This is a genomic window from Nocardia thailandica NBRC 100428, assembly GCF_000308795.1.
Classification (GTDB): Bacteria; Actinomycetota; Actinomycetes; order Mycobacteriales; family Mycobacteriaceae; genus Nocardia; species Nocardia thailandica.
Genome location: NZ_BAGK01000069.1, coordinates 13,396 through 35,792 on the forward strand (window position 1 = coordinate 13,396; position 22,397 = coordinate 35,792).

The 22,397-nt window shown below is 70.9% G+C and carries 27 protein-coding genes and 1 tRNA gene; 13 read left to right on the forward strand and 15 right to left on the reverse strand.

Annotated features, from left to right (window positions below; genetic code table 11):
- Positions 1-4: 4 nt before the first annotated feature.
- From trxA to ON36_RS07440, 3 genes are all read right to left on the reverse strand, one after another.
- Complete coding sequence (gene trxA / locus ON36_RS07430; RefSeq protein ID WP_043649439.1) at positions 5-328, reverse strand: thioredoxin; 324 nt, start codon at positions 326-328, stop codon at positions 5-7.
- Between the two features lie 72 nt (positions 329-400).
- Complete coding sequence (locus tag ON36_RS07435) at positions 401-796, reverse strand: MerR family transcriptional regulator (protein ID WP_043649440.1); 396 nt, start codon at positions 794-796, stop codon at positions 401-403.
- A 93-nt stretch (positions 797-889) separates the two neighbouring features.
- Positions 890-1,285 (reverse strand): DUF302 domain-containing protein, encoded by a 396-nt coding sequence (locus ON36_RS07440; protein ID WP_043649443.1) that lies wholly within the window; start codon positions 1,283-1,285, stop codon positions 890-892.
- Positions 1,286-1,404: 119 nt separating this feature from the next.
- Between ON36_RS07440 and ON36_RS35400 the strand changes: the two genes are divergently transcribed.
- Positions 1,405-1,542: a DUF8730 family Cys-rich protein gene (locus ON36_RS35400; protein WP_169334684.1), complete on the forward strand. Its 138-nt coding sequence runs from the start codon at positions 1,405-1,407 to the stop codon at positions 1,540-1,542.
- A gap of 114 nt (positions 1,543-1,656) precedes the next feature.
- Positions 1,657-2,133, forward strand: a complete 477-nt coding sequence (locus ON36_RS07445) for a nuclear transport factor 2 family protein (protein WP_043649447.1) — start codon at positions 1,657-1,659, stop codon at positions 2,131-2,133.
- A gap of 94 nt (positions 2,134-2,227) precedes the next feature.
- On the opposite strand, the gene ON36_RS07450 is transcribed toward ON36_RS07445, so the two are convergent.
- The 4 genes from ON36_RS07450 to ON36_RS34155 form a co-directional block, all read right to left on the reverse strand.
- Positions 2,228-2,299, reverse strand: a tRNA-Val gene (locus tag ON36_RS07450).
- Between the two features lie 32 nt (positions 2,300-2,331).
- Positions 2,332-2,796 (reverse strand): peroxiredoxin, encoded by a 465-nt coding sequence (locus tag ON36_RS07455; RefSeq protein ID WP_043649450.1) that lies wholly within the window; start codon positions 2,794-2,796, stop codon positions 2,332-2,334.
- Between the two features lie 74 nt (positions 2,797-2,870).
- Positions 2,871-3,293: a DUF3052 domain-containing protein gene (locus ON36_RS07460; protein ID WP_043649451.1), complete on the reverse strand. Its 423-nt coding sequence runs from the start codon at positions 3,291-3,293 to the stop codon at positions 2,871-2,873.
- Positions 3,294-3,410: 117 nt separating this feature from the next.
- On the reverse strand, positions 3,411-3,965 hold the full coding sequence (locus ON36_RS34155) for an Rv2240c family protein (protein ID WP_043649454.1): 555 nt from the start codon (positions 3,963-3,965) through the stop codon (positions 3,411-3,413).
- 230 nt (positions 3,966-4,195) lie between these two features.
- Between ON36_RS34155 and aceE the strand changes: the two genes are divergently transcribed.
- From aceE to ON36_RS34595, 7 genes are all read left to right on the forward strand, one after another.
- On the forward strand, positions 4,196-7,090 hold the full coding sequence (gene aceE, locus ON36_RS07470) for a pyruvate dehydrogenase (acetyl-transferring), homodimeric type (protein WP_043649460.1): 2,895 nt from the start codon (positions 4,196-4,198) through the stop codon (positions 7,088-7,090).
- Positions 7,091-7,134: 44 nt separating this feature from the next.
- The gene (locus ON36_RS07475; RefSeq protein ID WP_083884968.1) at positions 7,135-8,436 is read left to right on the forward strand and encodes a PucR family transcriptional regulator; all 1,302 of its coding nucleotides are present in this window, start codon (positions 7,135-7,137) and stop codon (positions 8,434-8,436) included.
- A 127-nt stretch (positions 8,437-8,563) separates the two neighbouring features.
- Positions 8,564-9,478 carry an ACP S-malonyltransferase gene (locus ON36_RS07480; RefSeq protein WP_043649462.1) on the forward strand — a complete coding sequence of 305 codons (915 nt, stop codon included), beginning with the start codon at positions 8,564-8,566 and terminating at the stop codon, positions 9,476-9,478.
- A 127-nt stretch (positions 9,479-9,605) separates the two neighbouring features.
- Positions 9,606-9,905 carry a meromycolate extension acyl carrier protein AcpM gene (gene acpM / locus ON36_RS07485; protein WP_043649469.1) on the forward strand — a complete coding sequence of 100 codons (300 nt, stop codon included), beginning with the start codon at positions 9,606-9,608 and terminating at the stop codon, positions 9,903-9,905.
- A gap of 11 nt (positions 9,906-9,916) precedes the next feature.
- Positions 9,917-11,167: a KasA/KasB family beta-ketoacyl-ACP synthase gene (locus tag ON36_RS07490; RefSeq protein ID WP_043649472.1), complete on the forward strand. Its 1,251-nt coding sequence runs from the start codon at positions 9,917-9,919 to the stop codon at positions 11,165-11,167.
- 113 nt (positions 11,168-11,280) lie between these two features.
- Positions 11,281-12,711 carry an acyl-CoA carboxylase subunit beta gene (locus ON36_RS07495; RefSeq protein WP_043649475.1) on the forward strand — a complete coding sequence of 477 codons (1,431 nt, stop codon included), beginning with the start codon at positions 11,281-11,283 and terminating at the stop codon, positions 12,709-12,711.
- Positions 12,712-12,851: 140 nt separating this feature from the next.
- Complete coding sequence (locus ON36_RS34595) at positions 12,852-13,238, forward strand: hypothetical protein (protein ID WP_157224810.1); 387 nt, start codon at positions 12,852-12,854, stop codon at positions 13,236-13,238.
- Here ON36_RS34595 and ON36_RS07500 read toward each other — a convergent pair.
- From ON36_RS07500 to ON36_RS07510, 3 genes are all read right to left on the reverse strand, one after another.
- Positions 13,175-14,509: a hypothetical protein gene (locus tag ON36_RS07500; protein ID WP_043649476.1), complete on the reverse strand. Its 1,335-nt coding sequence runs from the start codon at positions 14,507-14,509 to the stop codon at positions 13,175-13,177. The genes ON36_RS34595 and ON36_RS07500 overlap by 64 nt on opposite strands.
- Positions 14,506-14,694, reverse strand: a complete 189-nt coding sequence (locus ON36_RS07505; RefSeq protein ID WP_043649479.1) for a hypothetical protein — start codon at positions 14,692-14,694, stop codon at positions 14,506-14,508. Before ON36_RS07505 ends, ON36_RS07500 begins: the two co-directional genes overlap by 4 nt.
- 64 nt (positions 14,695-14,758) lie before the next feature.
- Positions 14,759-15,427 (reverse strand): TetR/AcrR family transcriptional regulator, encoded by a 669-nt coding sequence (locus ON36_RS07510; protein WP_043649482.1) that lies wholly within the window; start codon positions 15,425-15,427, stop codon positions 14,759-14,761.
- A gap of 88 nt (positions 15,428-15,515) precedes the next feature.
- Here ON36_RS07510 and ON36_RS07515 point away from each other — a divergent pair, with 88 nt between their 5' ends.
- Positions 15,516-15,890 carry a nitroreductase family deazaflavin-dependent oxidoreductase gene (locus tag ON36_RS07515; RefSeq protein ID WP_043649485.1) on the forward strand — a complete coding sequence of 125 codons (375 nt, stop codon included), beginning with the start codon at positions 15,516-15,518 and terminating at the stop codon, positions 15,888-15,890.
- Between the two features lie 57 nt (positions 15,891-15,947).
- Positions 15,948-16,415, forward strand: a complete 468-nt coding sequence (locus ON36_RS07520) for a winged helix-turn-helix transcriptional regulator (protein WP_043649487.1) — start codon at positions 15,948-15,950, stop codon at positions 16,413-16,415.
- A 6-nt stretch (positions 16,416-16,421) separates the two neighbouring features.
- On the opposite strand, the gene ON36_RS07525 is transcribed toward ON36_RS07520, so the two are convergent.
- Positions 16,422-17,096 (reverse strand): nitroreductase, encoded by a 675-nt coding sequence (locus ON36_RS07525; protein WP_043649490.1) that lies wholly within the window; start codon positions 17,094-17,096, stop codon positions 16,422-16,424.
- A gap of 118 nt (positions 17,097-17,214) precedes the next feature.
- On the opposite strand from ON36_RS07525, the gene ON36_RS07530 reads away from it, so the two are divergent.
- Complete coding sequence (locus ON36_RS07530) at positions 17,215-18,942, forward strand: Eco57I restriction-modification methylase domain-containing protein (protein ID WP_043649493.1); 1,728 nt, start codon at positions 17,215-17,217, stop codon at positions 18,940-18,942.
- Here the strand turns inward: ON36_RS07530 and ON36_RS07535 are convergent.
- The 4 genes from ON36_RS07535 to ON36_RS07550 form a co-directional block, all read right to left on the reverse strand.
- Entirely contained in the window at positions 18,936-19,559 is a 624-nt protein-coding gene (locus tag ON36_RS07535) for a TetR/AcrR family transcriptional regulator (RefSeq protein ID WP_043649516.1), read from the reverse strand. The two genes, ON36_RS07530 and ON36_RS07535, sit on opposite strands and share 7 nt — an antisense overlap.
- Positions 19,560-19,639: 80 nt before the next feature.
- Positions 19,640-19,783 carry a hypothetical protein gene (locus tag ON36_RS07540; RefSeq protein WP_245557971.1) on the reverse strand — a complete coding sequence of 48 codons (144 nt, stop codon included), beginning with the start codon at positions 19,781-19,783 and terminating at the stop codon, positions 19,640-19,642.
- A 157-nt stretch (positions 19,784-19,940) separates the two neighbouring features.
- Positions 19,941-20,456: a gamma carbonic anhydrase family protein gene (locus ON36_RS07545; protein ID WP_174377546.1), complete on the reverse strand. Its 516-nt coding sequence runs from the start codon at positions 20,454-20,456 to the stop codon at positions 19,941-19,943.
- 14 nt (positions 20,457-20,470) lie between these two features.
- Positions 20,471-21,460 carry a GlxA family transcriptional regulator gene (locus ON36_RS07550; RefSeq protein WP_043649498.1) on the reverse strand — a complete coding sequence of 330 codons (990 nt, stop codon included), beginning with the start codon at positions 21,458-21,460 and terminating at the stop codon, positions 20,471-20,473.
- Between the two features lie 71 nt (positions 21,461-21,531).
- On the opposite strand from ON36_RS07550, the gene ON36_RS07555 reads away from it, so the two are divergent.
- Positions 21,532-22,302, forward strand: coding sequence for an MBL fold metallo-hydrolase (locus tag ON36_RS07555; protein ID WP_052313730.1), 771 nt, complete (start codon positions 21,532-21,534; stop codon positions 22,300-22,302).
- Positions 22,303-22,397 lie beyond the last annotated feature (95 nt).

Genomic DNA, 22,397 nt, shown 5'->3' on the forward strand with positions numbered 1-22,397 from the left:
CGGCTCAGTAGGTGCCCGCCAGGTCGTCGAGCAGGCGGCGCTTGGACCGGGCGCCGACCACGGTCCGCACGGGCTCGCCGCGGTGGAACACCATGAGCGTCGGCATGGACAGCACCGCGTAGTCGGCGGTGGTCCGCGGGTTGGCGTCGACGTCGAGCTGCACGACCGTGAGCTGGCCGGCCACCTCGTCGGCCAGCTCGGCGAGCATCGGTGCGATCATCTTGCACGGCGGGCACCAGTCGGCGGTGAACTCGACCAGCACGGGCCGGTCGCTGCCGAGCACCGCGTCGGCGAAGGTCTGATCGGTGACGGCGGGCAGAGTGGACATCGGAGGCCTCCCGGAGGTCGGTCGTGACGGACCCGTCCGACGCTAGGGATTGACGCCGACGTCAAGGCAAGCTCATCCCCCCACCCCGCCCGTCCCCGGCTCGAACTCGCAGCGTGGCGCGGGGGGCGCGCCGTCGAGGCGGTCGAGGATCCAGCTCCGCACCCCGTCGAGTTTCGCGATCAGCTCCCCGAGCTCGGCCGCCTTGCGCCGGTACACCTCCGCCGAGGCCGGGCACTCGTCCCCCGAGGCGTAGCCGGCCCGCAGGCATTCCACGAACGGCCGGATCTCCTCCAGCTCGAACCCGCAGCCCCGCAGGGTCCGGATCTGGCGCAAGACGACCAGATCCTCCTCGCCGTAGACGCGATAGCCGTTGCCGTCCCGCTCCGCGCGCAGCAACCCGCGCGACTCGTAGTACCGCAGCGCCCGCGTCGTCGTCTCCGCGCGCTCGGCCAGTTCCCCGATCCGCATCCGTCCACTCCCGTCCCGTTCGGTCACCGGAGACAACCCCGGGTGCGGTGCCGTGGATTCCGCGCGCGGCGCACCGGGCCCGCGGCGCTCCGGTCAGCCGAGGGCGTCGAGGGCGGCGCGCAGGCGGCTCGTCGCCTCGGCGGCGACGGGTTCCAGCGCGGGCTCCCCGGTGACCCGCACCATCAGCTCGGGGTCGATCGCCTCGACGATCACCGTGCCGGGATCGCCGGGGTCGCGGCGGACGACGACATTGCACGGCAGCAGCAGGCCGATCCGGCGGTCCGTGGTGACGGCGCGGTGGGCCAGCGGCGGGTTGCAGGCGCCCAGGATGACGTAGTCCTCGAGCTCGGCGCCGAGCTTGGCCCGCAGGGTGGCGCGCATGTCGATCTCGGTGAGCACCCCGAACCCCTGCGCGCCGAGCGCCTCGCGGGTGCGGGCCACGGCCTCGTCGAAGTCGGCGCGCAGGGTGGTGGACAGTCCCAGCTCCATGACGTTCCTCTCGTGCGTCGCGAATATACCCCCGGGGGTATCTACGCGACCGAGCATACCCCGGCCGGTATCCTGGAAACCGGCGACCCTGCCCACCGTCCCCGAAGGAGATCCCGCCGATGTGCTACCCCGTTCCCTGCCCGACCTGCGGAAAGACCACCTGGGACGGCTGCGGCGAGCACGTCGACGCCGTGCGGGCCTCGGTCCCCGCCGAGCGGTGGTGCGGGGGTCACGAGCCGAGCACCGACAACCGCTGACCCGCCGCCCGGAGCCGCTACCGCTCGTGTGAACAGATCGAGCTTCTGTCTGCTTGCGAGAGGGTGCATGCTCGGTGCAAGCCCTGTGCAAGGCGGGGCGGTGAAAGTGCCGGAGTGACTTCTTCTTCCAGGTATGAGACCGACGATCGTGCCCAGATCAGCGGCTTGGTCATCCGTTACTACAGCGCTGTCGACGAGAAGCGCGTTGACCGCGCGCTCATCGATACGACATTCACCGAGGAAGGGCGGTGGGTCGGTCCGACAGGCACAGCCCGGGTCGGTCGCGACCTGATAGCCGAGCAGCAGGCCGAAGCGGTGAGCATGTTCCGTGCAACCCACCATGTCACCTCGGACTACCTGGTCGACGTCGAAGGTGACACGGCGCGGCTGCGGGCGAATCTCACCGCGATGCACCTCTGGGGTGCGGGTACCACCGATCCGGCCGCGCTCGAATCCCATTTCCTGGCGGGAGGAGTCTTCGACGGAACCGCGGTTCGAACCGACGCCGGGTGGCGGTTGTCGGAGTTGCGACTGCGGATCGTGTGGCGGACGGGTGCTCTGCCGATCCATGTCGAGCCCGAGGCCCTGTGAGGCAGCAGGTCGTCTTGGCGGTGAGGTCGACTGTCTTGCTGCCCGGGTCCGCGCCGCCACGCCGGTGATACGGAGCAGACCTGCATATTCGAGGTGGGCGCAGAGGGGTTCGAACCCCCGACCGCTGGTGTGTAAAACCAGTGCTCTACCGCTGAGCTATACGCCCTCGGCCCGCCGGTCGGGACCGGCGGGGTCGGTCTATGAATCTAGCGCGGACAGCGCCTTCTCCCAAAGTGCCTGGTCACGGGCTTCGCCGGGGCCGTTCATCTCCGCGAACGTGATGTGGCCGGTCTTGTCGATGACGAAGGTGCCGCGGTTGGGGAAGCCGGACTTGTCGTTGAAGACGCCATAGGCCTGGGCGACCTCGCCGTGCGGCCAGAAGTCCGACAGCAGGGGGAAGGTGTAACCCTGTTCGGCCGCCCAGATCTTGTGGGTGGGCGGCGGGCCGACGGAGATCGCGAGGATCTCGGCGTCGTCGTTCTGGAACTTGGGCAGTTCGTCGCGCACCTTGCACAGCTCGCCCTGGCAGATGCCGGTGAAGGCGAGCGGGTAGAACACGAGCAGGACGTTCTTGTCGCCCCGGTAGTCCGAGAGCGTGACCGGCTGGTTGTTCTGATCCTTGAGGGTGAAGTCCGGCGCGAGAGTGCCAACCTCTAGGGGCATGGGTGGAAATCCTCCGTCTGTAGGCCTCAGCCGAGCGTGCTCGTCCGGCTGAGACCTTAGCGAACGGATTCGGCTCAGCGCTGTTTGGACGGTGCCTTCGGCTGGACGAGGCGGCTGCCGGTCCAGGCTCCGAGACTGATCGTCGAGGTCTGGGTCAGGCCTGCGGTGGGGGCGGCTTCGGCGATCTCGGCCGGATCGACGTGGCCGGGATGACCGGTCTTGGGGGTGAGGACCCAGATGAAACCGTCGTCGGCGAGCGGGCTGATGACCTCCATCAGCTCGTCGGCCAGATCGCCGTCACCCTCCCGCCACCAGAGCAGGACGGCGTCGACGACCTCGTCGGAGTCCTCGTCGACCATCTCGCCGCCGCTGGTTTCCTCGACCGCGGCACGGAGTTCGTCATCGGTGTCTTCGTCCCAGCCGAGCTCCTGGACCACGAGGCCGTGCGTGATGCCAAGCTTCTGAGCGTAGTTCTGCGCGTCCGCCGCGGCGACCACGGTGGTGTCCTCCTCGAGTCCCGACAGTAGGTAGATAGGCCCTAGCGAACATGGTTATCGGCCGCAGCGCAAGCTGATCGGACGAATTGGGGGCGTATGTCGCGTGTCGGACCCCGCTCAGCGCTTGGGGCAGGCGTCGTGCACGGCCGTGCGGGCGTCGTTGATCTTGACGCTGGCGGCGTTGAGTCGGGCCACCTGGGAGTTGTAGGTCATCTTGCGGGTCTCGGCCGCCAGTTCCCGCGCCGCGGTCGCGTAGGCGGTGAACTTCGCGGCCAGGTCCGGCGGCAGGTTCGCGCCCGCCTCGCGCACGCCCGCCTCCACCTTGCTCGCGGCGTCGTCGAGGGTGGTCGCGGCGGCGTCGCGCTTGGCGGTGTAGTCGGGGGCGTTGGTGTCGTGGGCGCTGATGAACTCGTTGTACTTGGTGACGCCGACGCCGGTGGTCACCGGGAACGCGGTGCAGTTGTCGCTGATCGCCTTGGACTGCGCGGCCGCGGCCTTCGACGCGGCGGCGGCCGAGGAGGAGGCCGCCGCGGAGGTCTTGTAGGCGGCCACCTCGGCGGCGTCGGCGGTGGCGGCGCCGGGCACCTGCTGCCCGCAGCCGGCCAGGACCGCGCCAACGGTCACCGCCACACCCGCGCACAGCAGGCCGAGGCGATGTGTCTGCAGCGTCATCTGTTCGTGAATCTCCCTCGTACCGCGCGGTCTGCCGAGTTACCGCGGGGTACCTCGTTTTGCACCGAACCTACTGGATATCCGGCTGCCATGATGGCCTGGGCGGCCCACATCGGCAAGGATGGGGGTACGCGCCCACCTTGCGTAACGGGCGATTCACCGACCCTTGTGAACCGCCCGGGGATTACGACGCCACCAGCTGTACAGCCCCAGTTTCCGAGGAGCAGATCTTGACCGACCTCATCCACTCTGCAGCTTCCGCGCCTTCCGCCGACGACGGGAAAGCCGCCTCCACCAACGGGTCGGGGGGCACCGGCAAACCGGCGGGCGAGCGCGTGCGGGTCATCCGCGAGGGAGTGGCGTCCTACCTTCCCGACATCGACCCCGACGAGACGAGCGAATGGCTCGAATCGTTCGACACGATGCTGGACCGGGAGGGTCCGGGCCGCGCGCGCTACCTGATGTTGCGCCTGCTCGAGCGCGCCGGTGAGCGCCGCGTCTCGATTCCCGCGCTGACCTCGACGGACTACGTCAACACCATCCCGACCGAGAACGAGCCCTGGTTCCCCGGCGACGAGGAGGTCGAGCGCCGCTTCCGCGCCTGGATCCGGTGGAACGCCGCGATCATGGTGCACCGCGCGCAGCGGCCCGGCATCGGTGTCGGTGGTCACATCTCCACCTACGCCTCGTCGGCGGCCCTCTACGAGGTCGGCTTCAACCACTTCTTCCGCGGCAAGGACCATCCCGGCGGCGGCGACCAGATCTTCATCCAGGGCCACGCCTCGCCCGGCATCTACGCCCGCGCCTTCCTCGAGGGCCGCCTCGGCGCCGACCGGCTCGACGGCTTCCGCCAGGAATACAGCCACGGCGGCCCCGGCCACGGCCTGCCGTCCTACCCGCACCCGCGCCTGATGACCGACTTCTGGGAGTTCCCGACGGTCTCGATGGGCCTCGGCCCGATGAACGCCATCTACCAGGCGCGCTTCAACCACTACCTGCACGACCGGGGGATCAAGGACACCTCCGACCAGCACGTGTGGGCCTTCCTCGGTGACGGCGAGATGGACGAGCCGGAGTCGCGCGGCCTGATCCAGGTCGCGGCGAACGAGGCGCTGGACAACCTGACCTTCGTCATCAACTGCAACCTGCAGCGCCTGGACGGCCCGGTGCGCGGCAACGGCAAGATCATCCAGGAGCTGGAGTCGTTCTTCCGCGGCGCGGGCTGGAACGTCATCAAGGTGGTCTGGGGCCGGGAGTGGGACGCGCTGCTCGGCGCCGACCGCGACGGCGCGCTGGTCAACCTGATGAACACCACCCCCGACGGCGACTACCAGACCTACAAGGCCAACGACGGCGCCTACGTGCGCGACCACTTCTTCGGCCGCGACCCGCGCACCAAGGCGCTGGTGGCGAACATGTCCGACAGCGAGATCTGGAACCTCAAGCGCGGCGGTCACGACTACCGCAAGGTCTACGCGGCCTACGCGGCGGCGATGGCGCACAAGGGCCAGCCGACGGTCATCCTGGCCAAGACCATCAAGGGCTACACCCTGGGCAAGCACTTCGAGGGCCGCAACGCCACCCACCAGATGAAGAAGCTGGCCCTGCAGGACCTCAAGGACTTCCGCGACCTGCAGCGCATCCCGATCACCGACGCGGAGCTGGAGAGGGACCCGTACCTGCCGCCCTACTACCACCCCGGTATGGAGGCCCCCGAGATCCAGTACATGCTGGACCGGCGCAAGAACCTGGGCGGGTTCCTGCCCGAACGGCGCAGCGCGGCGAAGCCGTTGCAGCTGCCGGGCGACGAGGCGTACCGCTCGGTGCGCAAGGGGTCGGGCAAGCAGAACGTGGCGACCACGATGGCGCTGGTCCGGCTGATGAAGGAGCTGCTGCGCGACAAGGAGATCGGCAAGCGCATCGTGCCGATCATCCCGGACGAGGCGCGCACCTTCGGCATGGACTCGTGGTTCCCGTCGCTGAAGATCTACAACCGCAACGGTCAGCTCTACACCTCGGTCGACGCCGAACTGATGCTGGCCTACAAGGAGTCCGCGGTCGGGCAGATCCTGCACGAGGGCATCAACGAGGCGGGCTCGACCGCGTCGTTCACCGCCGTCGGCACCTCCTACGCCACGCACGGCGAGCCGATGATCCCGCTCTACATCTTCTACTCGATGTTCGGTTTCCAGCGCACCGGCGACGGCCTGTGGGCCGCGGCCGACCAGCTGGCCCGCGGTTTCGTCCTCGGCGCGACGGCCGGGCGCACCACGCTGACCGGCGAGGGCCTGCAGCACAACGACGGCCACTCGCTGCTGCTGGCCTCCACCAACCCCGCGGCGGTGACCTACGATCCGGCCTTCTCGTTCGAGATCGCCCACATCGTGCGCGACGGCCTGCGGCGGATGTACGGCGGCGGCACCCCGGCCCCGACCGAGCAGCCGGGCACCCATCCGCAGGAGGTCGGCACCTTCGGCGGGGAGAACGTCTTCTACTACATCACCCTGTACAACCAGCCCTACCAGCAGCCGGCCGAGCCGGAGAACCTGGACGTGGCGGGCCTGCTCAAGGGCCTGTACCTGTACCGGCGCGGCGGCGACACCGGCGTCCGGGCGCAGATCCTGGTCTCCGGCGTGACCGTGCCCGACGGCCTGCGCGCCCAGGAGATCCTGGCGCGGGACTGGGGCGTCTCGGCCGACGTGTGGTCGGTGACCTCGTTCGGCGAGCTGCGCCGCGACGCGGTGGAGAAGGAGATCGCGGCGCTGCGGCACCCCGACCGGGAGGCCGAGACGCCGTACGTCACCGAGGCGCTGGCGCCCACCCAGGGCCCGATCGTGGCCGCCTCGGACTGGCTGCGGGCCGTCTCCGACCAGATCCGGCAGTGGGTGCCGGGCGACTACGTCACCCTCGGCACGGACGGCTTCGGCTTCTCCGACACCCGCCCGGCCGCGCGCCGGGTGTTCAACGTGGACGCCGAGTCCATCGTCGTCGCGGTGATCTCCGGGCTGGTCAAGGAGGGCACGTTCGACCGGGCGAAGCTGCTCGAGGCCGCGGCGAAGTACCGGATCGACGACGTGGCCGCCGCGCCGAAACCGGCCGCGGACGCACCCGAAGAACTGGCGTAGCGGACTATTGGACTGTGGAGCGTAAACCGCCGCGGCCCCGCCGGATCACCGAAGCAACCAGCGAACACGAGGTCTACCTACCGACCGGGGCGCTGTCCCCGAATCGGCAGACCCGTGATCCGCTGCCCGACACCCTGCTCAAACGGGTGAAGCAGTTCTCGGGACGCCTCTCGACGGAGGCGGTCGGTGCGATGCAGGACCGGTTGCCGTTCTTCGCCGATCTGGACGCGGCCCAGCGGGCGGGCGTGCAGATGCTGGTGCAGACCGCGGTGGTGAACTTCCTGGAGTGGCTCCAGGACCCGGAGTCCGACATCCGCTTCAGCCTGGACGCGTTCCAGGTCATCCCGCAGGATCTGGCGCGGCGGCTGACGCTGCGCCAGACCGTGGACATGGTCCGGGTCGCCATGGACTTCTTCGAGCAGTGGCTGCCGGCGCTGGCGCGCAACGACCGGCAGCTGGTCGCCCTGACCGAGGCGGTGCTGCGGTACGGGCGCGAGCTCGGTTTCGCGGCCGCCTCGGTCTACGCCAGCGCGGCGGAGTCGCGCGGCGCGTGGGACACCCGCCTCGAGGCGCTGGTGGTCGACGCGGTGGTCCGCGGGGACACCGGCCCGGACATGCTCTCGCGGGCCGCCACGCTCAACTGGGACGCCACGGCGCCCGCGACCGTGCTGGTCGGCACCCCGCCCGCCGATCAGGGCGTGTCGACCGTCGGGGCCGTGCACACCATCGCCTCCCGGCACGGGCGCGCGGCCCTGGCGGTGGTGCAGGGCTCGCGGCTGGTGATGGTGGTCAGCGGGCACCTGGGGGAGGCGGGCCCGGTCTCGGCGTTCCTGCAGGATCTGCTCGACGACGTCTTCTCGGAGGGCCCGGTGGTGATCGGTCCCACCATGCGCACCCTGGGCGCCGCGCACGCGAGCGCGAACGAGGCGCTGGCCGGCATGGAGGCCGTGGTGGGCTGGCGCGGGGCGCCGCGGCCGGTCCACGCGGCCGAACTGCTGCCCGAACGCGCCCTGCTGGGCGACAGAGCTGCGGTGGAGGCGCTGAACGAGTATGTTGTGCTCCCGTTGGCGACTGCCGGATCTTCGTTGTCCGACACATTGGACGCCTATCTGGATTGTGGTGGAGCAGTAGAAACGTGCGCCCGTCAGCTGTACGTCCATCCAAATACCGTTCGGTACCGTCTCAAACGGATCGGGGAGATTACCGGACGTGATCCGATGAACCCGCGGGACGCGTATGTGCTCCGAATCGCAGCCACAGTGGGTCGATTGACACGAACGCATAACGAATCGTCTCCCTCCGCCGCAGAGGCCCCACCCACCACAGTGGGACAAGATTCCCTGTAACGGTTAAACCGAATCGGTCGATCGGGACAGCCCACCTCGGATTTTGTGGAACACCTACAAAAGCCGATCGGAAGCTTCATTCGCGCCGACATCTCCGGAGACCTGCCTCACAGTGTTGTCTATTGGAGTGATCGCGTTGTTCACCCCAGGACAGGGGTCCCAGACACCGGGCATGCTCGCGCCCTGGCTCGCCCTCCCCGGCGCGGCCGATCGTCTCGAGCTGTGGTCCAAGGCCGCCGGCCTCGACCTCGTCCGTCTCGGCACCACCGCCACCGCGGAGGAGATCGTCGACACGGCCGTCACCCAGCCGCTGGTCGTCGCGGCCGCGCTGCTGGCGTTCGCCGAAATCGCCCCGGAAACGCTTCCGGCCGATACCATCGTCGCCGGGCACTCGGTCGGTGAATTCGCCGCCGCCGCCGTCGCCGGAGTCATCTCCGCCGACGAGGCCGTGACCCTGGCCGCCATCCGCGGCCGGGAGATGGCCAAGGCGTGCGCGCTGGAGCCGACCGGAATGTCCGCAGTGCTCGGTGGCGACGAAGCCGCCGTGCTCGCACGGCTCGCGGAGCTCGATCTCGTCCCGGCCAACCGCAACGCGGTCGGCCAGATCGTGGCCGCGGGTCGCCTGGACGCTCTGGCGGAGCTCGCCGCGAACCCGCCGGAGAAGGCACGGGTCCGCGCTCTGCCCGTCGCCGGTGCGTTCCACACCGCCTTCATGGCCCCGGCCCAGGATGCTGTCGCCGAGGCCATCGCGCAGATCTCGCCCGGCGAGCCGACGCGCGTCCTGCTGTCGAACTCCGACGGCGAGCCGGTCACCTCCGGCAAGGACGCGATCGACAAGCTCGCCGCGCAGGTCACCCGTCCGGTGCGCTGGGACCTGTGCACCGAGACCGTGCGCGCCGCGGGCGTCTCGGCCGTGGCCGAGCTGCCCCCGGCGGGCACCCTCGTCGGTATCGCCAAGCGGGAGCTGAAGGGCGTGCCCAATCTGGCCCTGAAGACCCCCGAAGACCTCCCCGCGTTGGGCGAGCTGACCGTCTCCGGCTAGCTTTCCCCCGGCGGTCCCACACGACGAAGTGTGTGACCGTGACCGGAGCGACGATAACTATCGGCCGCCCCGGAACGACAAACCAGAAGAAGCCCCACCCCCCAAGGAACAAGAAGGGAGCCACGAAGTGGCCGCTCTGACCCAGGAACAGATCGTCGAGGAGCTCGGCAAGATCATCGAAGAGGTTACGGGTATCGAACCCTCCGAGGTGACCATCGAGAAGTCCTTCGTCGATGACCTGGACATCGACTCGCTGTCCATGGTCGAGATCGCTGTGCAGACCGAGGACAAGTACGGCGTCAAGATCCCCGACGAGGATCTGGCCAGCCTGAAGACCGTGGGCGACGCGGTCGCCTACATCCAGAAGCTCGAGGCGGAGAACTCCGACGCCGCCGCGGAGCTCAAGGCCAAGTTCGACGCCGAGTAGAGGCCGAAACAGTGACCACTCCTTCCACCAAGAACGGGAACTTCCCGAACGTCGTCGTCACGAGCATGGCTGCGACGACGTCGATCGCGGGTGACGTCGATGCGACGTGGAAGGGACTCCTCAACGGCGAGAGCGGTATCGACGTTCTCGAGGATTCCTTCATCGAGGAATACGACCTGCCCGTCCGTATCGGCGGTCATCTCAAGGTCAACCCCGACACCCTGCTGAGCCGGGTCGAGATCCGCCGGATGGCGTATGTCGAACGGCTGGCGACCGTACTCGGTCGTGAGGTCTGGAAGAACGCCGGCAGCCCGGAGGTCGATCCCGACCGACTGGGCGTGGCGATCGGTACCGGCCTCGGCGGCGGCGACGCGCTCATCGATTCGGTCGACAAGCTGAAGAACGGCGGTTATCGCAAGATCTCCCCGCTGGCTGTTCAGATGGTCATGCCGAACGGTCCGTCGGCCGTTGTCGGTCTCGAGCTGAAGGCCCGGGCGGGAGTGGTCACTCCGGTCTCGGCGTGCTCGTCGGGTTCGGAAGCCATCGCCAACGCGTGGCGGATGATCGTGATGGGTGACGCCGACATGGTCGTCACGGGCGGCGTCGAGGGTTTCATCGACTCCGTGCCGATCGCGGCCTTCTCCATGATGCGGGCCATGTCGACCCGCAACGACGACCCCAAGGGTGCTTCGCGTCCGTTCGACAAGGATCGTGACGGCTTCGTCTTCGGCGAGGCGGGCGCGCTCATGACGATCGAGACCGAGGAGCACGCGAAGGCTCGCGGTGCCACCATCCACGCCCGTCTGCTGGGCGCGGGTATCACCTCCGACGGCTTCCACCTGGTCGCCCCGGACCCGGAGGGCACCGGCGCGGCCCGGGCGATGACCCGCGCGATGCAGACCGCCGGTCTGTCCAAGCAGGACATCACCCACGTCAACGCGCACGCCACCGCCACCCCCATCGGTGACACCGCGGAGGCGAACGCCATCAACAAGGCGGTCGGCAACCACCCGTCGGTCTACGCGCCCAAGTCGGCGCTGGGCCACTCGATCGGCGCCGTCGGCGCGCTCGAGTCGGTGCTGACCGTCCTCAGCATCCGGGACGGCATCGTCCCGCCGACGCTGAACCTGGACAACCAGGACCCCGAGATCGACCTCGACGTGGTGAAGGGCGAAGCCCGCCGCCAGGAGATCGAGTACGCGATCAACAATTCCTTCGGTTTCGGTGGGCACAACGTCGCGCTCGCCTTCGGCCGGGCCTGACCCGGACGAACGACTGCTCGCGAACGCCGGTGGGATCCAACTGAATCGGTCGGTTCCCACCGGCGTTCGGCAGCGGCGTTGTACATCTCGACAACCAGGTAGGAGAGAACGCGATGACGATCATTGCTCCCGCGTTTGCAGACACCACCACCGATCCCCGTGATCCGCTCGGCCGGCTCCAGCGCTTCTTCGACCCCGGCACCATCCTCCCGCTGCACCCCAGGGACAAGTCCGGCGTGCTGGCCGCGATCGGCGAGGTCGACGGCGTCCGCACCGTCGCCTACTGCTCCGACGCCACCGTCATGGGCGGCGCGATGGGCGTGGAGGGCTGCAAGCACATCGTCGACGCGATCGACACCGCCATCGATTCCGGCATCCCGGTCGTCGGCCTGTGGCACTCCGGTGGCGCTCGCCTGGCCGAGGGCGTCGAGGCCCTGCACGCGGTCGGCCTGGTCTTCGAGGCCATGGTCCGCGCGTCCGGCCTGGTTCCCCAGATCTCCGTCGTGCTCGGTTTCGCCGCCGGTGGCGCCGCCTACGGCCCCGCGCTGACCGACATCGTCATCATGGCCCCCGAGGGCCGTGTCTTCGTCACCGGTCCGGACGTCGTGCGTTCGGTGACCGGCGAGAACGTCGACATGGCGACTCTGGGCGGGCCGACCACCCACTTCAAGAAGTCCGGCGTCTGCCACATCGCCGCCGACGACGAGGCCGACGCCCTGCACCGCGCCCGCCGCCTGGTCTCGATGTTCGCCGAACAGGGCGAATTCGACCTGGCCGCCGCCGCGCACGGCGACATCGACCTCAAGGCGATGCTGCCCGAGTCGCCCAAGCGCGCCTACGACGTGAAGCCGATCATCCACGAGCTGCTCGACAACGTCGACGGCGAATCCTCCTTCGAGGAGCTGCAGGGCGGCTACGCCCGCTCGATGGTCGTCGGCCTCGGCCGCCTCGGTGGCCGCACCGTCGGCGTGCTGGCCAACAACCCGCTGCGGCTGGGCGGTTGCCTCAACTCCGAGAGCGCCGAGAAGGCCTCGCGTTTCGTGCGCCTGTGCGACGCGTTCGGCATCCCGCTGATCGTGGTCACCGATGTCCCCGGCTACCTGCCCGGCGTCGGCCAGGAGTACGAGGGCGTGGTCCGCCGCGGCGCCAAGCTCCTGCACGCCTTCGCCGAGGCCCGCGTCCCGCGCGTCACCCTGGTGACCCGCAAGATCTACGGCGGCGCCTACATCGCCATGAACGCCCGCGCCCTCGGCGCCACCGCCGTCTACGCGTGGCCCGGCTCCGAGGTCGCCGTCATGGGCGCCAAGGCCGCCGTCGGCATCCTGCACAAGAAGGCGCTTGCCGCCGCGCCCGAGGAGGAGCGCGAGGCCCTGCACGAGCGCCTCACCCTCGAGCACGAGAAGATCGCGGGCGGCGTCGACCGGGCCGTCGCCATCGGCGTCGTCGACGAGGTCATCGACCCCGCCAAGACCCGCAGCATCCTCGCCGCCGCCCTGGCCGCGGCCCCGGCCCGCGCGAGTCACCACAAGAATATCCCGCTGTGATCACCTGACCGGCGCAGTACGCGGCCGCCGTGGCTCCCCGTATAGGGGCACGGCGGCCTTCTGCTGTGGGCACCGCGATATTCGGATGCCGCGGCGGCCGAAATTCCGTACCGTCCTCTCGGAACTCGACAGGGGAGAAGATGGTTCGCAGACGGACTCCGCAGGAGAAGAAGGCACTGAGCTACGTCAAGGACCGCCGCAACGCCTACGGCGAGAACGACAAAGGCTCCCGCAAGGGCATCCCACTGACCCGCAGCCGCCTGCACCGCGCCGACCGCCGCAGCGATCGCACCGCGCTCACCCTCGCCACCGGTGTCCTGTCCCTGGACATGGCAGAACGCGGCGAACTGAGGGTCTACGCGACGGCCCGACGCCGCCTGAGCTGGCGTAAGTGGCCGGATCTGCCGCTGGGGGACTACGTGGAGTGGAAGCGGAGCCGGCGGGCTGAGCGGCAGGAACGCGGTCAGCGGAGGTCGATCGAGGCTCCGGAAGGTCCGCCTTCGTCCGGCGGTGACGTGCGGTCCTGATCCCACCCCGCGAGCCGTGCCGCCGCCGCGCGCCGGACGGTATCGGCCTCGGCGGGGTCGTGCGCGGCCTCGTACAGCCGCTCCCGCGCCTCGCGTCCCGCGAACCTCGCGCCGAGTTCCCTCGTCCCGGAGTCGCTGTCGTCGAGGCACTCGATCGCCCGCGTCGGCCCGAACGCCGGCGACATCCGGCTGAGCGCGACCGCCGCTCGGGCACGGAGATAGGAGTAGCCCGTGGTGTCGAACAGCGCCGACACGGTGGTGACCGAGGGCTGATAGCGGATCCGGCCCAGGGCAGGCACCAGATCGCACTGGGTGTAGATGTCGTCGTCGGCCAGCGCCGTGGCGAGCCGGGCGGCCAGGGCCGGTCCGTCCGCCGGCTCCGCCAGGGTGATCAGCATCGATCGCGCAGTCGCCGACACCGGGCCGCGGGAGAACGCGTGGGACCGGGCCCAGCGCAGGGCATCCGGCGAGCGGAGGGCGCGCAGCGAATTCCGGACGGTCCGGCGTACCGCGGGCGCGAGATCGTCGTCCTGCAGCAATTCCGCGCCGTGCGCCAGCAACGCCGCCTCCCAGCACGCACCGGCCGGAACGTCCGGCAGGCGTGGCAGTTTCGCGGCGCGCATCGCCCGCAGGACCGCTGCGCGGGCCGCCGCCTGGAAGGCTCCGCGGTCCGCGGAGGTCGTCGTCTCCGCTCGGGGTCGTGCGGTCGCGGCGATCGCGCGGTCGATCCGCGGGGACGCGTCGCGCCAGTCGGACCACGGTGCCCGGGCGAGGTCGCGGCGGAAGGCGAGGGCGTCGCGCAGGGTCTCGTCGTCGGCGACGGCGAGGAGGTCGTCCAGCAGGCCGGACGCCTCCGGGTGCGCGGCGAAGGGCAGCAGCGCGTCGAGGGCGAGATCGAGCCGGCGACCCGACCGCAGATAATCCAGGAGGCTCGGTATCGCGCCGGGGACGCCGCGCGCGGCGAGGTGTTGCAGAACGTCGACGACGAGGGCGCCGCCGTGGTCGGCGTACCCGGCCGGGGGCCGCGGCAGACCGCGCAGGCTCGCGCCGATCCGCTCGGCGGGGACCCCGCAGTCCATTGCCAGCGTGGCGTAGTACCAGCCGCGTTCCTCGATCTGCTGGTCCCACCGGGGATCGTCGGTGAGGCAGGCGAGGACCAGCGCGCCCGCCCACGCGGGATCGGACCGCGCAGCGGACCTGCCCGCCCCGTGACCACGCTGGATCAGTCCGGCCAGGGTGCCGGGCGCGGCCCAGAGGGGTACGTCGGTCACGCGGGCACCGAACCGGGGACGGCGGCCGGGGTCGCGTCGACCTCGGCGAGACCCCGGGCCGCGATGCCGCGGTTCCGGTCGGCGACGGTCGCCTCGACCGCGTGCTCCGATCCGGCGGTGCGCCACCACCGGAACCCGCCCGCGCCGTGGTCGGGAGAGGCACGGAGCCGCCGGTGATGCGTCATATCGGGATCGTAGGGTCCGGCGGTCCGGGCGGCCAGCGGGTTTCGGGACGCGTGAGCACCGGCGTCACTCCGTCGTGCGACGGGCTTCCAGGGCGTCCAGGATCAGGTCGAGGCCGTAGTCGAATTCGGTCGTGTGGTCGTAGCCGGGGCGGAGGGCGTGGTCGGTGATCATTTCGCGCAGGTGGGGGAATCGGTCGGGGGGCAGGGTGGCGAGGAGGGTGTCGGCGACGTCGTGGACGTCGGCGGGGGTGTCGAAGGGCAGGCTCGTCTCCTGGAGGACGTAGCCGGCGAGGTAGCTGTCGAGCAGGGAGATGGCGTGGGCGGCGGCGGGGAGGGAGAACCCCGCGGCGCGCAGGACGCCGAGGACGGCGTCGTGGTGGCGGAGGGTGGCGGGGCCGGGGTGGCGGCGGGAGTCCAGCAGGCCGAGGGCCCAGCGGTGGCGGGACAGGACGGTACGGGCGGAGGCCGCGCGGGCGCGCAGGGCGGTACGCCAGTCGGGGGCGTCGGCGGGCGGGAGGTCGATCGCGTCGAAGACCGCGTCCACCACGCCGTCGAGCAGCGCGTCCTTGTTCGGGACGTGGTGGTAGAGCGACATCGCCTCGACCCCGAGTTCCTGGGCGACGCGCCGCATGGTGATGGCGTCGGCGCCGCCCCGGTCGGCGACCCGGACGGCCGCGGCGACGATGCGGTCGCGGCTGAGTGGACGTGGTGGCACGGCGGACTCCTCGGGCATTGACAGCCTTACGAGCGTAAGCCAACCTTACAAGTGTAAGTTCGCCTTACAGGCGTAAGGCGACCCGGTTCGACGAAAGGAGACCCCCATGCCGATGCCGCTGTGGTGGGGGCATGTCAACAAGCGCGTCTTCAACCCACGGGCCGTCGCGAGCGGTACCTGGCCGGTGCTCACCCACGTGGGCCGATCCTCCGGCCGCGCGTTCCACACGCCGCTCGACGCCCACCCCGTCGACGGCGGTTATCTGTTCGTCCTGGTCTACGGGTCTCGTGCGGACTGGGTCCGCAACGTCCTGGCGGCGGGCGGCGCCCGGCTGCGGGTGGACGGCCGCGAACTCGACCTCACCGCGCCGCGCGTCCTCGGCGCGGACGAGGCGCGGCGGCTCCTCCCGCCGAGCGTCGCGAGGCCGCCCCGGCTGCTGCGGATCTCGGAGTTCCTGCGGATGGACACCGCGCGGCAATGAACGGCGCCCCGGCCGCGAGGGCCGCAGCGACCGCGGCGGAAGGCGCATAATGGCTGCGTGCGCTATGAGGAACTCGCCGACGTCCCGTGTTCGATCACGCGGCCGCTGGTGATCTTCGGGGACCGGTGGACGCTGCTGATCCTGAAGTACTGCTTCAGCGGGGTGCGGCGGTTCAACGCGTTCCAGGCGGCGCTGGGGATCTCGCGGAGCCGGTTGCAGGATCGGCTGGACCGGCTGATCGAGCACGGGATCCTGGTGAAGCGCCGGGCCGAGGGCGGGGCGCACGAGGAGTATCGGCTCACGGCCAAGGGGCACGACATCTATCCGATCCTCATGGCGATCCGGGACTGGGGTGACGCCTACATGGCGCCGGACGGGCCGCCGGTGCGCTACACGCACACCGGATGCGGCGGGGAGGGCCACGCGCACCTGGTATGCGACGGGTGCGGGCAGGAACTGACCGCGCGCGACATCACGCCGGAGGCCGGGCCGGGCATGGTGCTCGACCCGCCCGCGGCGGGGTGAGGCCGCTCAGTCGGTCACCCAGGTGACGGCGTCGGCGGGATCGGCGCGGTGGGTGCGGAAGCCGTTGACCGGATGCTCGAGGTCGGGGTACCCGAAGGAGACGCCGAAGACCACCTTGCGGTGATCGGGCAGGCCGAAGAACTCGCGCACGAAGCCGGAGTAGGAGGCCAGCGCGGCCTGCGGGGCGGCGCCGAGCCCGAGGGCCTGGGCGCCGAGGAGGAAACTCTCCAGCCACAGCCCGCAGTCGACGGCGCCGTACACGCCGAGGTCGGCCTCGCTCGTGACGATCGCGACGTGCGGGGCGTCGAAGAGCTCGAAGTTGCGCAGCATCTGGCGCAGCGTCTTCTCGTGCTCACCCCGTTCGATGCCGACGCTCCGGTAGAGCTGCAACCCGCACTCGCGCCGCCGGTCCTTGTAGACGCCGGTGTACTGGGCCGGGAACTCGAAATCGGTGACGAGCCCGGACTTCTCGGCGTGGGCGAGCAGTTCCGTGCGGAAGCGGTCGGTGGCCGCGCCGGAGGTCACCACCACCTGCCACGGCTGGGTGTTGCACCAGGACGGGGTGCGCTGGGCGAGGGCGAGCAGTTCGTCGACGGTCTCGCGGGGGACCTCGTCGGGGCGGAACTGGCGGCAGGTCCAGCGCTCGTCGAGCAGGGTGCGCAGGGTCTGGAAAGCGGTCAACGCCGGCTCCTTCGCTAGGCCGCCTGGGCGGTCTCATTTTGAGACCAAATTAGCATTCCGCGACGCGCAGGGGAACGCCACACCGAAAATCCACGGCGCGCGTGCAGAATGCCCAGGTATGGCTGCACCCACCCGGCAGGTGCGAGACCGCAAGCGCCACGGCAGGCACTACACGCCGCCCGCGCTGGCGGAGTTCCTCGCGGCCCGGACCGCGGCCCACCTGCCGCCGGGCGGGCGCGTGCGGGTGCTCGATCCCGCCTGCGGCGACGGCGAATTGCTGCTGCAGCTGGCCCGGCAGCTGCTCGCGCGCGGAACGACCGTGGAGCTGACCGGATTCGACCTCGACGGCGCCGCCGTGGCCGCGGCGGCCCGCCGCGCGGAGGCCGAGGGAATCGAGGCCCGCTGGCGGCGCGGCGACTTCCTCGCCGGCGCCCGCTCGCTGGCCCCCGGCTCGTTCGACGCGATCATCACCAATCCGCCGTACGTGCGCACCCAGCAGCTGGGCGCGGCGACGGCGCGCCTGCTCAGCCGGCGCTTCGGCCTGCGCGGGCGCATCGATCTGACCCATCCCTTCGTGGCGGCCGCGCCGGAGCTGCTGTCCGGCCACGGGGTGCTCGGGCTGCTGTGCGCCAACCGGTTCCTCACCACGCGCGCCGGGGCCAATGTGCGCGCCCTGCTCTCGGGGGAGCTGTCGCCGGTGGAGCTCTACGACCTCGGCGACACGAAGCTGTTCAGCGCCGCGGTCCTGCCCGCGATCACCATCGCGACCCGGTCCGGGACGCCGGACTGCCGCTTCGTCGCCGCCTACGAGACGGCGGGCGCCGCCGGCGACGACAGGACCCTGTTCGAGGCGCTGCTCGGCGCCGCCGACGGCCTCGCCGCCCACAACGGGCACACCTACGCCGTCCGGGTCGGGACGCTCGCGCGCCAGGCGCCTGCGCATCCACCGACGGCCGTGCTCGGCGCGCGGTCCGCGATCCCGGCCCGCGCGGACGGCACGGCGCGTTCCGTGGACCCGGCGACCCGCCCCGGTGGCGACCCCTGGCGCCTGGCCCACCCCGCCACCGAGCGCTGGCTGGACCGCGTCGCCGCGCACACCTGGCGTACGTTCGGCGACGTCGCCCGCATCCGGGTCGGGATCAAGACCACCGCAGACGCGGTCTTCATCGGCGACGACTGGGACCGGCGCGCCCCGGCGCCGGAACCCGAACTCCTGCGTCCCCTGCTGACCCACGATCACCTGCAACCGTGGCGGATCACCCCGGACGAGTCCCTGCGGGTGCTCTACCCCTACGACACGACCGCGGAGCGGCGCGTCACCGTCGACCTGGCCGAGTTCCCCACCGCCGCCGCCTATCTGGAGTCCCACCGGGAGGTGCTCGAGTCCCGGCACTACGTGCTCGACGGGGGCAGGCAGTGGTTCGAGATCTGGGTGCCGCAGCGGCCGCATCTGTGGCGGGAGCCCAAAGTCGTCTTCCCCGACATCAGTCCGCTGCCGCGCTTCGCCCTCGACCGGTCCGGCGCGGTGGTCAACGGGGACTGCTACTGGATCTCGCTGCCCGGCCTTCGCCTGCCGGGCGACGCCGACGACGCCGCGTATCTGCTGATGGGCGTGGCGAATTCGGCGCTGGGCGTGCGGTTCTACGACGCGGTGTGCGGAAACCGGCTGTACTCGGGCAGGCGGCGCTGGATCACCCAGTACGTCGCGCGCCTACCCCTGCCCGACCCGGCGGGGGCGGGCGCGGCCGCGATCGTCGAGCGCGTGCGCGCGGTGGTGGAGGACGGCGCCGATCCCGCCGCGGCGGGCGTGGACGAGGCGGTGGCGGCGGCGTTCGGGGTTCACTGAGCGGGGTGGATGCCGACCATCGGCAGCAGGGTGCGCCGGGCGAAGCGGCGGCCCTCCTCCGGGTCGTGCACCGGTATGAGGCCGTCGGGGGTCAGCGCCAGCGACAGCGCGAGGCGGGCCATGACCTCGGCGACGAGGTCGGGATCGAAGTCGGGGACGTCGACGTGGGCGCGCAGCTCGCGCAGCTTGTCGGCGAGGTATTCGCGGCCGACCGCGAGCACCGGGCCCGCGCCGGTGGTCAGCCGGGGCAGGATCGTCTCGGGTTCGGTGCCGAGCAGGCGGCGCAGCAGCTCGCTGCCCGCGATGGTGGCCACGAAGGTCGCGAAGATCTCCACCAGCTGGTCCTCGGGATCGGTGACCGCGCGCACCCGCTCCTCGATCGCGGCGATGTAGTGCTGCGCCTCGCGCACGCCGACCGCCTCGACCAGGTCGTTCTTGGATTCGAATCGCCGGTAGAGGGTCGCCGGGCTGATCCCGGCCCTGCGGGCGATCTCGCCCATGCTGGTGCGCCGGATGCCGAAATCCAGGAACGCCGACCGGGCGCTGTCGAGGAGCTTCTCCCCGTCGGGCAGCGGGGTGTCCAGGATTCGCGCCAGGATGGACGAGACGGTGGGCATCGGGTCTCCGGTCTTCACGATCGCGGCGGTCGGGGTCGGCGAGTGTCAGTATCCCAGCCCGCGGCCGCCGCGACGTGTCCTCACCGATTCGGCAGGTCCAGCGCCGCCATTTCCTGTTCGATGGCGTTGGCGGCGAAATGGACCCCGCGCGAACGTAACTCGTGGACCCGACGCTGGAGTGCCTCGAGACCACCGGGTTCGGACGCGATGTCGGCCACGCTCATGCGGCCCCCCGATCGGTGCACACCGGTCTGCGCGTATGCCACCGTGATACCTCCTGCCGCGTACCCGTTGGCGGCCGTGGAGCTCATGGCCGGACGCGGTACACGGAAAAAATGCTATCAGCGGTGCCTACTGGTCATTTGTCCGGTGTGGCTGCTCTCACAGCACCTCGGCGCCCCGGTGATTGGCCAGGTTGTGCACGTACACCGCGGCATTGAGCTCGATGCCCTTGCGCTGCTCCGGGGTCAGCTCGCGGCGCACCTTGCCGGGCACGCCCGCGACCAGGGAGTTCGGCGGGATCACCGCGCCCTCCGGGATGAGGGCGTTGGCGGCGATCAGGCTGCCCTCGCCGATGACCGCGCCGTTGAGCACGGTGGCGCCCATGCCGACGAGCACGTCGTCGCCGACGGTGCAGCCGTGCAGGATCGCGTTGTGGCCCACCGAGACCCCGCTGCCGACGGTCAGCGGGAAGCCGGGATCGGCGTGCAGGACGCACCCGTCCTGGATGTTGGTGCGGGCGCCGACCGTGATCTGCTCGAGGTCGCCGCGCAGCACGGCCGAGTACCAGATGCCGACCTCGGCGCCCAGGCGCACCCGCCCGATGACGGTCGCGTTCGGCGCGATCCAGGCGGCCTCGTCGATCTCCGGGGCGAACCCGGTCACCTTGATGATCATGGTCGTCAACATACTCACCGCCCGGGACCGGCGGTACCGGTTCCCGCCACGGTGCCGCGGAACTGGGCCCGGTGCACGGCGGGCGCCACCCCGAGGGCCCGGTGGAAGTGGTGCCGCAGGGACACCGCGCTGCCGAAACCGGTCTCGCCCGCGATCCGGTCGACGGTGTCGTCGGTCGTCTCCAGCAGCAGCCGGGCCCGGTCGGTGCGCTGCTGCAACAGCCACTGCTGCGGGCTGGTGCCGGTCCGGGCGCGGAAGCGGCGGGTGAAGGTGCGCCGGGACATGTGCGCGGTGCGCGCCCAGGCGTCCAGGTCGAAGGTGGCGTCGAGGTGGGTGCGCGCCCAGACCATGGCGTGCTCGAGGTCGTCGCCGTCGGGATCGCCGTTCGGGACCGCGACGGGAATGAACTGGGCCTGTGACCCGCTGCGGTGCGGGGCGGTGACCAGGTCGCGGGCCAGCTCGGTGGCCACCCGGGCGCCGTGGTCCTTGCGGACGATGTGCAGGCAGCAGTCCAGCGCCGCGGCCACGCCCGCCGAGGTGAGCAGATCGCCCAGGTCCGTCCACAGGGTGTCGGCGCGGACCCGCACCCGCGGATAGGCGCGGGCCAGGTCCTCGGCGGCGGCCCAGTGGGTCGTCACCACGCGGCCGTCGGCCAGTCCGGTGTCGGCGATGGCCCAGGCGCCGAGGCACAGGCCGGTCAGCTGCGCGCCGCGGGCGTGCGCGGCGCGCACCGCCTCGCGCAGCGCGGGCGAGACGCCGCGCCCGCGCTCCCAGCCGGGGAAGACGACCAGGTCCGCCGCGGCGATCGCGTCGAGACCGTGGCGCACGGTGATGTCGAAACCGGCCGCGGTGGCCAGGGTGCCGGTGGTCTCCGCGCACACCGCGACGTCGTAGGGCGCGCCGGTGCCGTGCGCGCCGGTGCCGGAGCGGCCGAGGACCAGGGTGGGCACCGAGAGGTGGAACGGGCTGATCCCGTCGAAGGCGATGACCGCGACCGAACGCATGGCCCGATCTTAGCGATGCATGGCCTGGGGGCCACTGTTTGCCCCGCCCGGAGCCGAGCAGAGTGATCGGCATGACCGAGACCATCACCCGGCCCGCCCTTCTCGACGCGTTGCACGTCGGCGGGCCGACCCTGCGTTTCCGCTACGGCGGCCTGACCTGGCTCACCGACCCCACCTTCGACGAGCCCGGCGACTACCCCGGCCCCATCACCCTGCACAAGCTCAGCGGCCCCGCCGTGCCGCTGGAGCGGATCGGCGCGATCGACGTCGTGCTGCTCTCGCACGACCAGCACGCCGACAACCTCGACACCGCGGGGCGCGCGCTGCTCGGCCGGGTGGACACCGTGCTCTCCACCCCCGACGCCGCCGCCCGGATCGACGGCGTGCGCGGGCTGGTGCCGTGGGAGCGCGTGACCGTGGGCGCGGTGGAGGTCACCGCGGTGCCCGCGTTGCACGGGCCCGAGGGATGCGAGCCGCTCAGCGGCGTGGTCACCGGGTTCGTGCTGCGGGCGCCGGGGGAGCCGACGGTGTACGTGTCCGGGGACAACGCCTCGGTGGACCTCGTGCGCGAGATCGCCGAACGGGTCGGGCGCATCGATGTCGCGGTGCTCAACATCGGCGCCGCCAACGTGGGCCGGTTCGGCGACAGCGACGTCACCCTCAACGCGCGCACCGCCGTCGAGGCCGCCGCGATCCTCGGCGACGCGCTCGTCGTGGCCGTGCACGCCGAGGGCTGGGGTCACTTCAGCGAATCCCTGGACTATCTCGAGCGGGTGTTCGCCTACGCCGGGCGTGCCGAGCAGCTGCGGATCCCGGTGCGCGGGGAGGTCTTCACGTTGTGAACTTCGATGTTCACAAAGTCGGCGGCCGCGGCGATACACCGGGTGACCTCCCCGTCGACCTCCCAGGAGAACCAGTGCGACAGTCGAATTCGGCC

What these genes read in the sequence shown, in the direction of transcription:
- trxA (WP_043649439.1), bottom strand. Translation starts at nt 328, where the DNA reads ATGTCCACTCTGCCCGCCGTCACCGATCAGACCTTCGCCGACGCGGTG.
- ON36_RS07435 (WP_043649440.1), bottom strand. Translation starts at nt 796, where the DNA reads ATGCGGATCGGGGAACTGGCCGAGCGCGCGGAGACGACGACGCGGGCG.
- ON36_RS07440 (WP_043649443.1), bottom strand. Translation starts at nt 1,285, where the DNA reads ATGGAGCTGGGACTGTCCACCACCCTGCGCGCCGACTTCGACGAGGCC.
- ON36_RS35400 (WP_169334684.1), top strand. Translation starts at nt 1,405, where the DNA reads ATGTGCTACCCCGTTCCCTGCCCGACCTGCGGAAAGACCACCTGGGAC.
- ON36_RS07455 (WP_043649450.1), bottom strand. Translation starts at nt 2,796, where the DNA reads ATGCCCCTAGAGGTTGGCACTCTCGCGCCGGACTTCACCCTCAAGGAT.
- ON36_RS34155 (WP_043649454.1), bottom strand. Translation starts at nt 3,965, where the DNA reads ATGACGCTGCAGACACATCGCCTCGGCCTGCTGTGCGCGGGTGTGGCG.
- ON36_RS07495 (WP_043649475.1), top strand. Translation starts at nt 11,281, where the DNA reads ATGACGATCATTGCTCCCGCGTTTGCAGACACCACCACCGATCCCCGT.
- ON36_RS34595 (WP_157224810.1), top strand. Translation starts at nt 12,852, where the DNA reads ATGGTTCGCAGACGGACTCCGCAGGAGAAGAAGGCACTGAGCTACGTC.
- ON36_RS07505 (WP_043649479.1), bottom strand. Translation starts at nt 14,694, where the DNA reads ATGACGCATCACCGGCGGCTCCGTGCCTCTCCCGACCACGGCGCGGGC.
- ON36_RS07510 (WP_043649482.1), bottom strand. Translation starts at nt 15,427, where the DNA reads ATGCCCGAGGAGTCCGCCGTGCCACCACGTCCACTCAGCCGCGACCGC.
- ON36_RS07515 (WP_043649485.1), top strand. Translation starts at nt 15,516, where the DNA reads ATGCCGATGCCGCTGTGGTGGGGGCATGTCAACAAGCGCGTCTTCAAC.
- ON36_RS07530 (WP_043649493.1), top strand. Translation starts at nt 17,215, where the DNA reads ATGGCTGCACCCACCCGGCAGGTGCGAGACCGCAAGCGCCACGGCAGG.
- ON36_RS07535 (WP_043649516.1), bottom strand. Translation starts at nt 19,559, where the DNA reads ATGCCCACCGTCTCGTCCATCCTGGCGCGAATCCTGGACACCCCGCTG.
- ON36_RS07540 (WP_245557971.1), bottom strand. Translation starts at nt 19,783, where the DNA reads ATGAGCGTGGCCGACATCGCGTCCGAACCCGGTGGTCTCGAGGCACTC.
- ON36_RS07545 (WP_174377546.1), bottom strand. Translation starts at nt 20,456, where the DNA reads ATGATCATCAAGGTGACCGGGTTCGCCCCGGAGATCGACGAGGCCGCC.
- ON36_RS07550 (WP_043649498.1), bottom strand. Translation starts at nt 21,460, where the DNA reads ATGCGTTCGGTCGCGGTCATCGCCTTCGACGGGATCAGCCCGTTCCAC.
- ON36_RS07555 (WP_052313730.1), top strand. Translation starts at nt 21,532, where the DNA reads ATGACCGAGACCATCACCCGGCCCGCCCTTCTCGACGCGTTGCACGTC.